Annotated in this window: 12 protein-coding genes; 8 read left to right on the top strand and 4 right to left on the bottom strand. The window is 69.7% G+C overall.

Annotated features, from left to right (window positions below; genetic code table 11):
• Nucleotides 1-28: 28 nt before the first annotated feature.
• Nucleotides 29-1,702 carry a DNA repair protein RecN gene (recN, locus tag FIU88_RS16505; protein WP_152479908.1) on the bottom strand — a complete coding sequence of 558 codons (1,674 nt, stop codon included), beginning with the start codon at nucleotides 1,700-1,702 and terminating at the stop codon, nucleotides 29-31.
• A 233-nt stretch (nucleotides 1,703-1,935) separates the two neighbouring features.
• On the opposite strand from recN, the gene grpE reads away from it, so the two are divergent.
• The 4 genes from grpE (at nucleotide 1,936) to FIU88_RS16485 (ending at nucleotide 6,931) form a co-directional block, all read left to right on the top strand.
• Nucleotides 1,936-2,565: a nucleotide exchange factor GrpE gene (gene grpE, locus FIU88_RS16500; protein ID WP_016853998.1), complete on the top strand. Its 630-nt coding sequence runs from the start codon at nucleotides 1,936-1,938 to the stop codon at nucleotides 2,563-2,565.
• 121 nt (nucleotides 2,566-2,686) lie between these two features.
• Complete coding sequence (gene dnaK / locus FIU88_RS16495; protein ID WP_152479907.1) at nucleotides 2,687-4,615, top strand: molecular chaperone DnaK; 1,929 nt, start codon at nucleotides 2,687-2,689, stop codon at nucleotides 4,613-4,615.
• A 93-nt stretch (nucleotides 4,616-4,708) separates the two neighbouring features.
• On the top strand, nucleotides 4,709-5,851 hold the full coding sequence (gene dnaJ, locus FIU88_RS16490) for a molecular chaperone DnaJ (RefSeq protein ID WP_152479906.1): 1,143 nt from the start codon (nucleotides 4,709-4,711) through the stop codon (nucleotides 5,849-5,851).
• Nucleotides 5,852-6,037: 186 nt separating this feature from the next.
• The gene (locus tag FIU88_RS16485) at nucleotides 6,038-6,931 is read left to right on the top strand and encodes a DMT family transporter (RefSeq protein ID WP_152479905.1); all 894 of its coding nucleotides are present in this window, start codon (nucleotides 6,038-6,040) and stop codon (nucleotides 6,929-6,931) included.
• Here the strand turns inward: FIU88_RS16485 and FIU88_RS16480 are convergent.
• Genes FIU88_RS16480 through FIU88_RS16470 form a run of 3 tightly spaced genes read right to left on the bottom strand, consistent with a single transcriptional unit; the run spans nucleotide 6,909 to nucleotide 9,869 of the window.
• Entirely contained in the window at nucleotides 6,909-7,658 is a 750-nt protein-coding gene (locus FIU88_RS16480; RefSeq protein WP_152479904.1) for an ABC transporter ATP-binding protein, read from the bottom strand. The two genes, FIU88_RS16485 and FIU88_RS16480, sit on opposite strands and share 23 nt — an antisense overlap.
• Complete coding sequence (locus FIU88_RS16475; RefSeq protein WP_152479903.1) at nucleotides 7,652-8,740, bottom strand: iron ABC transporter permease; 1,089 nt, start codon at nucleotides 8,738-8,740, stop codon at nucleotides 7,652-7,654. The genes FIU88_RS16480 and FIU88_RS16475 overlap by 7 nt, the downstream gene beginning before the upstream one ends.
• Nucleotide 8,741: 1 nt before the next feature.
• The gene (locus FIU88_RS16470) at nucleotides 8,742-9,869 is read right to left on the bottom strand and encodes an ABC transporter substrate-binding protein (RefSeq protein ID WP_152479902.1); all 1,128 of its coding nucleotides are present in this window, start codon (nucleotides 9,867-9,869) and stop codon (nucleotides 8,742-8,744) included.
• A gap of 274 nt (nucleotides 9,870-10,143) precedes the next feature.
• On the opposite strand from FIU88_RS16470, the gene FIU88_RS16465 reads away from it, so the two are divergent.
• The 4 genes from FIU88_RS16465 (at nucleotide 10,144) to carA (ending at nucleotide 13,665) form a co-directional block, all read left to right on the top strand.
• The gene (locus FIU88_RS16465) at nucleotides 10,144-10,425 is read left to right on the top strand and encodes a DUF2218 domain-containing protein (RefSeq protein WP_152479901.1); all 282 of its coding nucleotides are present in this window, start codon (nucleotides 10,144-10,146) and stop codon (nucleotides 10,423-10,425) included.
• A gap of 38 nt (nucleotides 10,426-10,463) precedes the next feature.
• Nucleotides 10,464-11,357, top strand: a complete 894-nt coding sequence (locus tag FIU88_RS16460) for a DMT family transporter (protein WP_152479900.1) — start codon at nucleotides 10,464-10,466, stop codon at nucleotides 11,355-11,357.
• Between the two features lie 71 nt (nucleotides 11,358-11,428).
• Complete coding sequence (gene dapB, locus FIU88_RS16455) at nucleotides 11,429-12,235, top strand: 4-hydroxy-tetrahydrodipicolinate reductase (RefSeq protein WP_152479899.1); 807 nt, start codon at nucleotides 11,429-11,431, stop codon at nucleotides 12,233-12,235.
• Between the two features lie 284 nt (nucleotides 12,236-12,519).
• Entirely contained in the window at nucleotides 12,520-13,665 is a 1,146-nt protein-coding gene (gene carA / locus FIU88_RS16450) for a glutamine-hydrolyzing carbamoyl-phosphate synthase small subunit (RefSeq protein WP_152479898.1), read from the top strand.
• Nucleotides 13,666-13,693: the final 28 nt, after the last annotated feature.

Raw genomic sequence — 13,693 nt, 5'->3', positions numbered from 1 at the left:
CGGCATTGTGTGCAAGGAGAGGGGTGCCTCAGTGGCGGGCGCGCTGGCTGGCGTCGAGCATCTCCCGGGCGTGGGCCAGGGTCTGGTCGGTCAGCGTCATGCCGCCGAGCATGCGCGCCAGCTCGCCGACGCGGCCGGCCTCGTCGAGCAGCGCCATGCGGGTCAGGGTGGTGTCGTCCTCGGCCTGCTTGGCGATGTGCAGATGCTGATGAGCCTGGGCCGCGACCTGGGGCAGGTGGGTCACGGTCATCACCTGGCCGTTGCCGCCCAGCCGGCGCAGCAGCTGGCCGACGATCTCGGCGGTGGCGCCGGACACGCCCACGTCGACTTCGTCGAACACCAGGCTGGGGATGGTGGAGTGCTGGGCCGCCACCACCTGGATCGCCAGGCTGACGCGGGACAGCTCGCCGCCGGAGGCCACCTTGGCCAGCGGGCGGGCTGGCTGGCCGGGGTTGGCGCTGATCAAGAAGCGCACCCGGTCGAGCCCCTCCGGGGCCGGCGCCTCGCGCTCGCTGACCTCGACCTCGAAGCGGGCCTTGCCCATGGCCAGGAAGGCCAGCTGGTCCTGCACGGCGGTGCCGAAGCGCGCGGCGGCGGCGCGGCGGGTGGCGCTGACGGCCTCGGCCTGTTCGCGCCAGCGGGCCTCCAGGGCGTCGACCTCGGCGGCGAGCGCCTCCAGGTCGTCGCCGCCGTCTTCCAGCTCGGCCAGCTCGGCGGCCAGGCGCTGGTGCAGCTCGGTCAGCTCCTCGGGGGAGACGTGGTGCTTGCGGGCGATGCGATGAACCTCGCCGAGGCGCTCCTCGACCCAGGCCAGGCGTTCGGGGTCGAGCTCGACCCCGGCGGCGAAGTGGTTGAGCTCGCGCCCGGCCTCCTCGACCTGGATGCAGGCGTCGCTGAGCATCGTCAGCGCCTCGGCCAGGGCGCCGCGGTCGCTGCCGGGCAGCGCGGAGAGATGGTTCACGGCCTGCTGCAGCAGCGGCAGGGCGCCGCCCTCCTCGCCGTCGCAGCAGGTGGCGGCGAACTGGGCCTCGCGCAGGCGCTCCTCGGCGTGGGCCAGCTCCTCCTGCTCGGTCTCCAGGCCGGTCAGCTCGTCGTCGGCCAGCGCCAGCTGGTCGAGCTCCTCGACCTGATAGCGCAGCAGCTGGCGGCGGGCGCGCAGTTCATCGCCGTCCTCGGCCAGCCGCTTGAGGCGACGCTTCGCCTCGCGCCACTCGCGGAAGGTCTCGCCCAGGGCGGCCACCGCCTCGTCGTGGCCGGCGAAGTCGTCGAGCAGCCGCAGGTGGGTCTCTTCACCGAGCAGCGCCTGGTGGGCGTGCTGGCCGTGGATCTCGATCAGGTGGCCGCCCAGCGCCTTGAGATCGGCGACGGTGGCCGGCTGGCCGTTGATCCAGGCCTTGGAGCGCCCGCCCCGGGTCACCACGCGGCGCAGCAGGCAGTCGTCCTCGGGCAGCTCGCGGCCGGCCAGCCATTCCCGGGCCGCGGGCAGGGCGGCGATGTCGAAGCGCGCGCTGAGATCGGCGCGCTCGGCGCCGTGACGCACGCTGCCGGCATCGGCGCGCTCGCCGAGGCACAGCCCCAGGGCGCCGAGCAGGATCGACTTGCCGGCCCCGGTCTCGCCGGTGATGGCGGTCATGCCGCCGCCGAGCTCGAGCTCCAGATGGTCGACGATGGCGAAGTCACGAATGGCGAGCTCTGTCAGCATGATGCCTCCCGGGGCCGGTTTCGGAACGACTGGCGAAACTACTGGTTATTCATCCACTGGCTTGTGCGTTTATACAGTAGTTCAGCGGGGGGAACAACGCACGCCCCGATTCCCGTGTCTTCTCTCCCTTGAGATCGAGGCGGCCAGCCCCATATAGCTGGCAACGATATTTTTCACCGACATATCAGTCTCGCCGGCGGCTACGGCCGCCGGCCGGCATTCAGGAGAGACGCATGGCTAAAGATCCGCAGACCCCGCTGGACGACGAGCTGGCCCGCCAGCAGGACGAGGCCGATACCCAGACTCAGGTCGAGCCGGAGCCCGTCGAGGGCGAGCTGGAAGGCGCCGCCGAGGCCGCCGCAGAGGACGCCGAGGCGGCCTCCGACAACCCGGAGGCCGAGATGCTGGCGGCCAAGGTCGAGGAGCTCGAGCAGGCGCTGGAAGAGGCCAAGGACCAGTCGATGCGCACCGCCGCCGAGGCCCAGAACGTGCGCCGCCGCGCCGAGCAGGAGGCCGAGAAGGCGCGCAAGTTCGCGCTGGAGAAGTTCGTCAAGGAGCTGCTGCCGGTGGTCGACAGCCTCGAGAAGGCGCTCGAGGCCATGGGCGAGGATGCCACCGAGGCGCACCGCGAGGGCGTCTCCATGACCCTGAAGATGCAGATCGACGTGCTGAACAAGTTCGGCGTCGAGCAGGTCGAGCCGTCCGGCGAGCCCTTCGACCCGCAGTACCACGAGGCCATGGCCATGGTGCCGAACCCCGAGCTCGAGCCCAACACCGTGATGGACGTGATGCAGAAGGGTTACCTGCTCAACGGTCGCCTGGTGCGCCCGGCGATGGTGGTGGTCAGCCAGGCCGCCGGCTGAGACGAGGCGAAATCGGTGCGGGGCCCTTGAAATGGCGTCGAGGGCCCCCAGATAGACAGCATCCCGCGGTGAACGCCGCGAACGAACGAATCACGTAACACCTAATTTTCGAGGATTTCCTATGGGACGCATCATCGGTATTGACCTGGGGACCACCAACTCTTGCGTGGCCGTGCTCGACGGCGACAGCCCCAAGGTGATCGAGAACGCCGAAGGCGCACGCACGACTCCGTCCATCATCGCCTATACCGACGACGGCGAGACGCTGGTGGGTCAGGCGGCCAAGCGCCAGGCAGTGACCAACCCGCAGAACACCCTGTTCGCCATCAAGCGTCTTATCGGTCGTCGCTTCGCCGACGACGTGGTCCAGAAGGACATCAAGATGGTGCCCTACACCATCGCCGAGGCCGACAACGGCGACGCCTGGGTCGAGGTCAAGGGCAACAAGCTGGCACCGCCGCAGGTCAGCGCCGAAGTGCTGAAGAAGATGAAGAAGACCGCCGAAGACTACCTCGGCGAGTCCGTGACCGAAGCGGTGATCACCGTGCCGGCCTACTTCAACGACAGCCAGCGCCAGGCCACCAAGGACGCCGGCCGCATCGCCGGTCTCGAGGTCAAGCGCATCATCAACGAGCCGACCGCGGCCGCGCTGGCCTACGGCATGGACAAGTCCCGCGGCGACAAGACCATCGCGGTCTATGACCTGGGTGGCGGCACCTTCGATATCTCCATCATCGAAGTGGCCGACGTCGACGGGGAGACCCAGTTCGAGGTGCTGGCCACCAACGGCGACACCTTCCTCGGCGGCGAGGACTTCGACCTGGCGCTGATCAACTACCTGGTCGACCAGTTCAAGGCCGACAGCGGCATCGACCTGTCCGGCGACAACCTGGCCATGCAGCGCCTCAAGGAAGCCGCCGAGAAGGCCAAGATCGAGCTGTCCAGCGCGCAGCAGACCGAGGTCAACCTGCCGTACATCACCGCCGACAACACCGGTCCCAAGCACCTCAACGTGAAGGTGACCCGGGCCAAGCTGGAGTCGCTGGTGGAAGAGCTGGTGACCCGCTCGCTGGCACCCTGCAAGACCGCGCTGGCCGACGCCGGCCTGTCCGCCTCCGAGATCGACGACGTCATCCTGGTCGGCGGCCAGACCCGCATGCCGATGGTCCAGTCCAAGGTCGCCGAGTTCTTCGGCAAGGACGCCCGCAAGGACGTCAACCCGGACGAGGCCGTGGCCGTGGGCGCCGCGATCCAGGGCGGCGTGCTGGGCGGCGACGTCAAGGACGTGCTGCTGCTCGACGTCACCCCGCTGACGCTCGGCATCGAGACCCTCGGCGGCGTGATGACTCCGCTGATCGAGAAGAACACCACCATCCCGACCAAGAAGACCCAGACCTTCTCGACCGCGGATGACAACCAGACGGCCGTGACCATCCACGTGCTGCAGGGTGAGCGCAAGCAGTCCAGCGGCAACAAGTCGCTCGGTCGCTTCGACCTGGCCGACATTCCGCCGGCGCCGCGCGGCGTGCCGCAGATCGAGGTCGCCTTCGACCTGGACGCCAACGGCATCCTCAACGTGTCCGCCAAGGACAAGGCCACCGGCAAGGAACAGTCGATCGTCATCAAGGCCTCCAGCGGCCTGTCCGATGAAGAGATCGATCAGATGGTCCAGGACGCCGAGGCCCACGCCGACGAGGACAAGAAGTTCGAGGAGCTGGTGCAGCTGCGCAACCAGGCCGACGGCATGGTCCACGCCGCTCGCAAGACCCTCGAGGAAGCCGGCGACAAGGCCACCGACGAGGAGAAGCAGGCCATCGAGAGCGCCGCCTCCGAGCTCGAGGAAGCGGTCAAGGGCGACGACCAGGAAGACATCCAGGCCAAGCTCGACAAGCTGACCGAGGCCTCCGGCAACCTGGCCCAGAAGATGTACGCCGAGCAGGGCGAGGCCGCCCAGGGCGCCGACGCCGCCGGCGAGGCCGGTGCCAAGCAGGAAGACGACGTGGTCGACGCCGAGTACGAGGAAGTCAACGACGACCAGAAGAAGCAGTAACCACGACGCCTGACATCGGGTGACGCCAGCGCGGGGGCCAGACTCCCGCGTTGGTGTTTCCGCAACAGCGTCGCGACGGAGGCGGACAGACTCATGTCCAAGCGTGATTACTACGAGGTACTGGGCGTCGAGCGTGGGGCCGATCAGAAAGAGATCAAGAAGGCCTATCGACGCCTGGCCCAGAAATACCATCCGGATCGCAATCCGGACGACGATACCTCGGCGGAGAAATTCCGCGAGGTGTCAGAGGCCTATGAGGTCCTGACCGACAGCGAGAAGCGCGCGGCCTACGACCAGTTCGGCCATGCCGGCGTCGACGGCCAGGCCGGCGGTGGCGGCGGCTTCGGCGGCGCGGGAGCCGGCGGCTTCAGCGACATCTTCGGCGATGTGTTCGGCGACATCTTCGGCGGGGGCGGCGCACGGCGTCATCCCAATGCCCCGCAGCGCGGCAGCGACCTGCGCTACAACCTCGAGCTCGACCTCGAGGACGCGGTGGCCGGCACCAGCGTCGACATCCGCGTGCCGCGTCACGTCGAGTGCGAGCGCTGCGACGGCGACGGCGCCGAGCCGGGCTCCACCAAGGAGACCTGCCCGACCTGTAACGGCATGGGCCAGGTGCGCATGCAGCAGGGCTTCTTCGCCGTGCAGCAGACCTGCCCGACCTGTCACGGCAGCGGCCAGCACATCAAGGTGCCGTGCCACGGCTGTAACGGCGAGGGTCGCGTGCGCGAGACCCGTACCCTGTCGGTGAAGATCCCGGCGGGCGTCGACACCGGCGATCGCATCCGCTTGAACGGTGAGGGCGAGGCCGGGCTCAACGGCGGGCCGGCCGGCGACCTCTACGTGCAGGTGGCCATCAAGGAGCACCCGATCTTCGAGCGCGACGGTCGCCACCTGCAGTGCGAGGTGCCGATCAACTTCGTCGACGCCTCCCTGGGCGGCGAGCTCGAGGTGCCGACCCTGGACGGCCGGGTCAAGCTCAAGATTCCGCCCGAGACCCAGACCGGCAAGCTGTTCCGGCTCAAGGGCAAGGGCGTCAAGCCGGTCCGCGGCGGCCCCGCCGGCGATCTGCTGTGCAAGGTGGTCGTCGAGACCCCGGTCAAGCTCAGCGAAGAGCAGAAGGACCTGCTGCGCCAGTTCCAGGACAGCCTGGAAGGCAGCAACAGCCACCACTCGCCGAAGAAGACCAGCTTCTTCGACGGCGTGAAGAAGTTCTTCGAGGACATGAAGCCGTAAGGCGACGACCTCGGTGGCACGCTCGAGGCCTCGCGCTCCTCAGGGAGGCGGGGCCTCGTCGTGTTCGGGCCGGCGCCATGGGCATCGGATATGGGAATTGTTCCCATCTCCGGTGTACCATGGCCGCCTCTCTCGGGCGCGAGGCTCGTCGTGCCCGCTCGACATGAATGACGCTCAAGGACCCTCATGGACAACGTCACGGATCGGCCGCTGGCCGGCATCGTGCTTCGACTGATGTCGGGCATTCTCTTCACGGGCATGATGGTGTGCGTCAAGGCGGTGAGCGACGCGGTACCGCTGGGCCAGACCGTGTTCTTCCGCTCGGCCTTCGCGCTGCTGCCGATCGTGATCTTCATGACCTGGCGGCGGGAGTTCCCCGGGGCGCTGGTGACGCGCCGGCCGCTGGGGCATCTGGTGCGCTCGGGGCTGGGTGCGGCGGCGATGTTCGCCTCCTTCGCCGCGGTGGCGCGGCTGCCGGTGGCCGAGGCGACGCTGCTGGCGCAGCTGTCGCCGGTGGCCATGGCGGTGGGCGGCGTGCTGCTGCTGGGCGAGCGCTTCACCCTCCACCGGGCGGCGGCCTTCGCCCTGGTGCTGGCGGGGGTGGCGGCGCTGGTGGTGCCCGACCTGGGCGAGTCCCGCGGGCAGGTGATGGGCTACGGCCTGGGCGTGCTGGCCGCGCTGCTGACGGCGGGGGCGCTGGTGACGGTGCGGCGCATCTCGCGCACCGAGACGGCGGCGTCCATCGCCTTCTACTTCGTGCTGGTCACGGCGCTGGCGGGGCTCGCCACCCTGCCGCTGGGCTGGGTGGCGGTGTCGGGGCAGACGCTGGCGCTGCTGGTGCTGGCGGGGCTGTTCGGCGGGGCCGCGCATATCTGCATGACCCTGGCGCTGCGCTATGCCGAGGTCTCGCGCCTGGCGCCGTTCGAGTACGTGGCGCTGATCTGGCCGGTGCTGGCCGACCTGGCGATCTTCGGGCTGGCGCCGTCGAGCGGTTTCCTGGTGGCCCTGCCGCTGGTGCTGGGCGGGGCGGCCCTGGCGGCGCTGGAAGGGCGTCGGCTCAGACGGCCTCTTCGACAATGAGCTGAGGCCGGCCCCTCGAGCAGCGCTCGATGCGCGCGGTCACCCGGTAGACGCGGTGCAGCAGCTCGGGGGTCACCACCTCCTCGGTGGGGCCGCAGGCGATCAGCTCGCCGTGCCGGAGCACCAGCGCCTGGTCGGTGAAGCGCAGCGCATGGCCCAGGTCGTGCAGGGCGGCGATCACCAGCATGCCGCGCTCCTTCGCCAGCCGGCGCAGGATCGACAGCAGCTGGATCTGGCGATGCAGGTCCAGCGCCGAGGTCGGTTCGTCGAGCAGCAGCACCTCCGGATTCTGCACCAGCGCCTGGGCCGCGCTCACCATCTGCCGCTGGCCGCCGCTCAGATCGCCGATGTCGCGCTCGCCGAGCGCGGCGATGCCGAGCGCCTCCAGCGCGCGGTCGACCTCGGCCAGGTCCTCGCTCTGCACGTTCAGGCGCCGCCCCTGCATGCGCGCCAGCAGCACCGACTCGTAGACCGTCAGCACCGCGTTGGCGCCGGTGTCCTGGGGCATGTAGGCCACCGGGCGCTCGCTGGTGGCGCCCTCGAGGCGCACCGTGCCACCGCCGTCGAGCAGCCCGAAGATGCGCCGGAAGAGGGTCGACTTGCCCGCGGCGTTGGGGCCGAGCACGGCCACCACCTGGCCCCCCTCCAGGGGTGGGGTGGTGACCTCGGAGAGGATGCGGCGGCGGCCGTAGCGAGCCGACAGCCCGTCGAGGGTGAGCGTTACCATGAGGCCTTCTTGTTGCTGAGAACGAGGAACAGGAAGAAGGGGATGCCGACCAGCGAGGTGATGATGCCGATCGGGATGACGGTGCCCGGGATCAGCACCTTCGACAGCAGCGAGCCGATGGACAGGATCAGCGCGCCGCACAGCGCCGCGCCGGGCAGGAAGAAGCGCTGATCCTCGCCCAGCAGCAGGCGGGCGATGTGGGGCCCGACCAGGCCGATGAAGCCGATGGTGCCGACGAAGGCCACGGCGATGGCGGCCAGCAGCGAGACCAGCACCAGCACCTCGAGACGCAGCGCGCGGGGCCTCACGCCCAGGCTCTCGGCCTTGGCGTCGCCCAGGCGCATGGCGGTGAGCGCCCAGCCGTGGCGCGCCAGCAGCGGCATGACCACGGCCAGCACGCCCAGCGCGATCCACAGCTTGGGCCAGGTGGCCTTGGTCAGGCTGCCCATGGTCCAGAACACCACCGCGGAGACGGCCTGCTGGCTGGCGAAGAACTGGATCAGCGCCATCAGGGCGTTGAAGATGAACACCATGGCGATGCCCAGCAGCACGATGGTCTCGATGGTCACGCCGCGCCGCATGCTCAGGGCATGGATCGCGAAGGCGGTCAGCATGGCCATGACGAAGGCGTTGATCGGCACCATGTAGTCGACCGCCGCGGGCACGAGCACCACGCCGAAGGCCAGCGCCAGGGCGGCGCCGAAGCTGGCGCCCGCCGAGATGCCGAGCGTGAAGGGGCTGGCCAGCGGGTTGCTGAGGATGGTCTGCATCTGGGCGCCGGCCACCGACAGGCTGGCGCCGACCGTCAGCGCCATCAGCGCCACCGGCATGCGGATCTCCCACAGGATGACGCGGGCCTGCTGGCTCACGTCATCCGGGGTGAACAGCGCGGCGATGACCTCGCCGAGGCCGAAGCGGGCCGGGCCCAGGGCCAGGTCGACGCACAGGCTCGCAAACAGCGCCAGCGACAGGGCGGCGAGGATCAGCTGGCGGCGAACCACCAGGGCGCGGTAGGCGTCGCGCCCCGCCCCGGCGGCGGAGCCGGCCCGCGGAGCGGTAGAGGCGTTCGTGCCGGCCGGCATATCAGTCATCCTTCAGCGAGACCCAGTAGCCCGGGGCGTAGTCCACCGGCAGGAAGCGCTCGTGCAGCGTCTGCAGCGTCGCCTCGGGGTCGAGGTCTGCGAACAGTTCGGGGTGGAACCACTTGGCCAGCCGCTGCACGGCGACGAAGTAGTAGGGGCTGTTGTAGAACTGGTGCCAGATGGCGTGGAAGTCGTCGTTGTCCACGGCCGCGATGCCGGTCATGGCGGTGCGTTCGGTCAGGCCCTCGAGCTTGGCCCGGGCGGCCGCCATGTCGGCGCCGGGGCCCACGCCCACCCAGGCGCCGTCGGGCACGTAGGCGTCCCAGTTGCCGCCGGTCACCACCACCTGCTGCGGGTCGGCGGCGAGGATCTGTTCCGGGTTCAGGGTGCCGAAGGTGTTGGGGATGATGCCGTCGGCGATGTTGCTGCCGCCGGCGAGCTCGACGTACTCGCCGAAGTTGCCCGGGCCGAAGCTCATGCAGCATTCCTCGGAGTAGCCGCCGGCGCGGTCGATCAGCACTCGCGGGCGCTCGGGGTCGGCGGCGGCGATGGTCTCGGTGACCCGCGCCATCTGCGCCTCGGAGAAGTCGATGAAGGCCTCGGCGGCGGCTTCCTCGCCGAGCAGCTCGCCCATCAGCCGCATGGAGGGCGTGGTGTGCGCGAGCGGGTCCTCGCGGAAGTCCACGTAGACGATCGGGATGCCCAGCTGGGCCAGCTTGTCGTCGTAGGCGGCATCCTCGGTGGCGGCCTTGGCCTCGAGGTTCATCAGCACCACGTCCGGCGTGAGCGCGGCGGCCTGCTCGACGTCGAAGGTGCCGTCCTTGAAGCCGCCGAAGGTCGGGATGTCCTTCAGTGCCGGGAACCTCGCCGCGTAGCGGGCGTAGTTGTCCGGATCGGCCTGGGAGAAGTCCTCGCGCCAGCCCACCACGTGCTCGAACGGGTTCTCCGGCTGCAGTGCGCCCAGCAGGTAGATCTGGCGCCCCTCGCCGAGGATCACGCGATCCACGGGCGCATCGACGGTGACCTCGCGGCCGGCGACGTCGGTCACGGTGATCTCCTCGGCCAGGGCGGCGGTGGAGCCGAGGGCGAGGGCCGTGCCGGCGACGGCTTTCAACAGTGGGCTGGGCATGGGCGGTGTCGGGCTCGTGGTCATGGGGGGGGAGGGCGAGGGTGCTTCTCCGTCTCGCCGGCGTTTGCGACTCATTCCTGTTCGCGGGCGGCCAGTATGCCCGCATCCCCGGGCGCCGTCGAGGCAGGCGGAACGCGGCGTTCCGCCATGCGGGTGCCGGTCGGCGGGGGAGTCCCGCCTGGTCGAACGCGAGGTTGCCGATGCGGGGGCTGGCGCCGGCGGGGGAGCTCGTCATAGGCTGGGGGTTCACCTTCCTGGAACGCGGAGAGCAGAGATGCCGATTTCACGTGCCGAGATCGTCACCGAGTCCGGTGACAAGCTGATCAACCGGCTGTGCAAGCACTGGGCCCACAAGCTGGAAGTGGAGCATGACGAGCACCAGGGCCGGGTGACCTTCGACGTGGGCAGCTGCCTGATGACCAGCGAGCCGGGCCGGCTGCACGTGGCCGTCGAGGCGCTGGACGAGGAGGGGCTGGACCGGCTCGAGGGCGTGGTGGCCAGCCATCTCGAGCGCATGGCCGGCAAGGAACCGCTGGAGATCGTCTGGGAAAACTGAGCATCGCCGCCTCGCCGGCGCGGGGCGCCCATCTCGGCATGCTGGCCTGGGCGCTGCTGGTGGGGCTGTCCTTCCCGCTCGTGAAGCAGCTCGGCGAGCTGCCGCCGCTCTCGCTCACCGCGTTGCGCTTCGTCATCGCCTGCCTGGGGCTCTGGGCGCTGGTGCGCCGTGCTCCGCAGGCCTGGCCCGAGCGGCGCGCCTGGCCGTGGTTCGCCGCCATGGGGGCCTGCCTGGCGGGCTTCTTCGGCGCCATGTTCTGGGCCGCCCACCATGCCACGGCGCTCTCCATGTCGACGCTGCACGTCAGCGTGCCGCTGCTGGCCTACGGCATGGGGCTGGCGGCCGGCGTGGAGCGCCTGGCCTGGCGGCTGCCGGCGATCCTCGCCCTCGGCGCGCTCGGCGCCCTGGGGCTGGCCGCGGCGGAGGCCTGGCAGCGCGGCGGGGCGTGGCGCTTCGGCGTCGGCGAGGCGGTGTTCTTCCTCGGCTGCCTGTGCTCGGCGCTCTATCCGGTGCTGTCGCGCCGCGGGCTTGTGTCCGGGCGGCTGCCCGCCTCGGCGGCGGTGCGCACCTTCTGGAGCCTGGCGCTGGGTGGCGTGCTGGTCGGGGCGCTGGGGGTCGCGCTGGAGCCGGTGGCCAGGCTCGCGACCATGAGCGGGCGCGACGCCCTGCTGATCGTCTATCTGGGGCTCGGCTCCAGCGCCCTGACCTTCTGGCTGATGCAGCGCGCCACGGCGGTGCTCGGTCCGGCCAGCATCACTGCCTACGGCTATCTGGTGCCCTTCGTCTCCATGCTGTGGCTGTTCGTCGAGACGCCGTCGCGCCTCGGCTGGGCGTGGCTGCCGGGCGGCGTCCTGGTGGTGCTGGCCATCGGGTTGCTGCTGATCCGGGGGGATGGCGGCGACGCGTCCGGGGAGGGCGCGCGGCGCGGCTGACGGCGCGGCGGCCCCGTGGCCTCTGATATACTCCGGCCATCTTTCGATCCGCCAACGTCAGGAGTCTCCGCATGACCCGTATCGCCATCGTCGGTGTCGCCGGCCGCATGGGCCGCACCCTGGTCAACGCCGTGCAGCAGGATGCCGAAGCCACCCTGGCCGGCGGCATCGTCGAGCCGGGCAGCTCGCTCGTCGGCGCCGATCTCGGCGAGCTGTCCGGTCAGGGCAAGCTGGGGGTCGCCGCGGTCGATTCGCTGGCGCGTATCGTCGACGACTTCGACGTGCTGATCGACTTCACCGCGCCGCAGGTGACGCTTGCCAACCTGGCGTTCTGCGCCGAGCACGGCAAGCGCATCGTGATCGGCACCACCGGCCTGTCCGACGACGAACTGGCCGAACTGGACGGCTACGGCGATCGGGTGCCGATGGTCTTCGCCCCCAACATGAGCGTCGGCGTGAACCTGACCCTCAAGCTGCTCGAGACCGCCGCCAGGGCGCTGGGCGACGAGGGCTACGACATCGAGGTGATCGAGTCCCACCACCGCCACAAGGTCGACGCGCCCTCCGGCACCGCGCTGAAGATGGGCGAGGTGATGGCCGAGGCCCTGGAGCGTCCGCTCAAGGAATACGGCGTGTTCGAACGCGTCGGCCAGTGCGGGCCGCGCACCGACAAGGAGATCGGCTTCGCCACCGTGCGCGCCGGCGACATCGTCGGCGAGCACACCGTGATGTTCGCCACCGAGGGCGAGCGCATCGAGATCACCCACAAGGCCTCGAGCCGCATGACCTTCGCCAAGGGCGCGGTGCGTGCGTCGCGCTGGGTGTCCGAGCGTCCGGCCGGCCGCTATGACATGCAGGACGTCATCGGCCTGAATTGAGCCATCGGTGTGCCGAGGGGGTAGTCGAACGAGCGCGGATGCTTTAAAATCCTCCAAATTTTGGCCGGGCGACGGCCCCTAGCCGCGCAAGCGCTTGTTGCGTCGGCCCAGCATTCCGAGCGAATGACAACAAGCGGGATGAAACCGGTCTTCCATGTCGGGTTTCGTCCCGCTTTTTTACGGGCCTAAGGGCGGTGGGGCGTTTTACCCGTCGGGTGCCTGCCGAGCCTATCCTTGACGAGCTGTCTTTGAAGCTGTCTGTGAACCTATGGGAGGACGTTGCATTGAACAAACCCGCGATACTGGCCTTGGAAGATGGCAGTGTGTTTCATGGCACCGCCATCGGCGCCGATGGGCAAACCAGCGGTGAGGTGGTGTTCAATACGGCCATGACCGGCTATCAGGAAATTCTCACCGACCCCTCCTATACCCGTCAGATCGTCACCCTGACCTATCCCCATATCGGCAACACCGGCATCAACCCCGAAGACGTCGAATCCGGTGCCATCGCCGCCGCCGGCCTGGTGATCCGCGACCTGCCGCTGCTGGCCAGCAACTTCCGCTCCGAACAGTCGCTCTCCGACTACCTGGCCGGCCAGAACGTGCTGGGCATCGCCGACATCGACACCCGCCGCCTGACCCGCATCCTGCGCGACAAGGGCGCCCAGAACGGCGCCATCCTGGCCGGCGCCGACGCCGAGGGCGAGGACGCCGAGGCGCGCGCCCTGGCCGCGGCCAACGCCTTCCCGGGCCTCAAGGGCATGGACCTGGCCAAGGTGGTGTCCTGCCAGTCCGCCTACGAGTGGAGCGAGGGCGAGTGGGCCCTGGGCGCCGGCTACGCCGATGCCGCCGAGGGTGAGCGTCCCTTCCACGTGGTCGCCTACGACTACGGCGTGAAGCGCAACATCCTGCGCATGCTGGCCTCCCGCGGCTGCCGACTGACCGTGGTGCCGGCCCAGACCCCGGCCAGCGAGGTCATGGCGCTGAATCCGGACGGCGTCTTCCTCTCCAACGGCCCGGGCGACCCCGAGCCCTGCGAGTACGCCATCGCCGCCATCCGCGAGCTGCTCGAGACCGAGCTGCCGATCTTCGGCATCTGCCTCGGCCACCAGCTGCTGGCGCTGGCCAGCGGGGCGACGTCCGAGAAGATGAAGTTCGGCCACCACGGCGCCAACCATCCGGTGCAGGACCTCGATACCGGCCACGTGATGATCACCAGCCAGAACCACGGCTTCGCCGCGGACGAGGCGTCCCTGCCCGAGACCCTGCGCGCGACCCATCGCTCGCTGTTCGACGGCACCCTGCAGGGCATCGAGCGCACCGACCGTCCGGCCTTCAGCTTCCAGGGCCACCCGGAGGCGAGCCCGGGGCCGCGCGATGTCGCGCCGCTGTTCGATCGCTTCATCGAGATGATGAAGGCCAAGCGCTAACCGTCCGATCGCCGCCCCTCGTCCGTCA

The organism is Halomonas sp. THAF12 (genome assembly GCF_009363675.1).
GTDB classification, from domain to species: Bacteria; Pseudomonadota; Gammaproteobacteria; order Pseudomonadales; family Halomonadaceae; genus Halomonas; species Halomonas smyrnensis.
The sequence above is the reverse complement of the archived record's forward strand: the minus strand, read 5'-3'. Positions and strand labels throughout refer to the sequence as shown.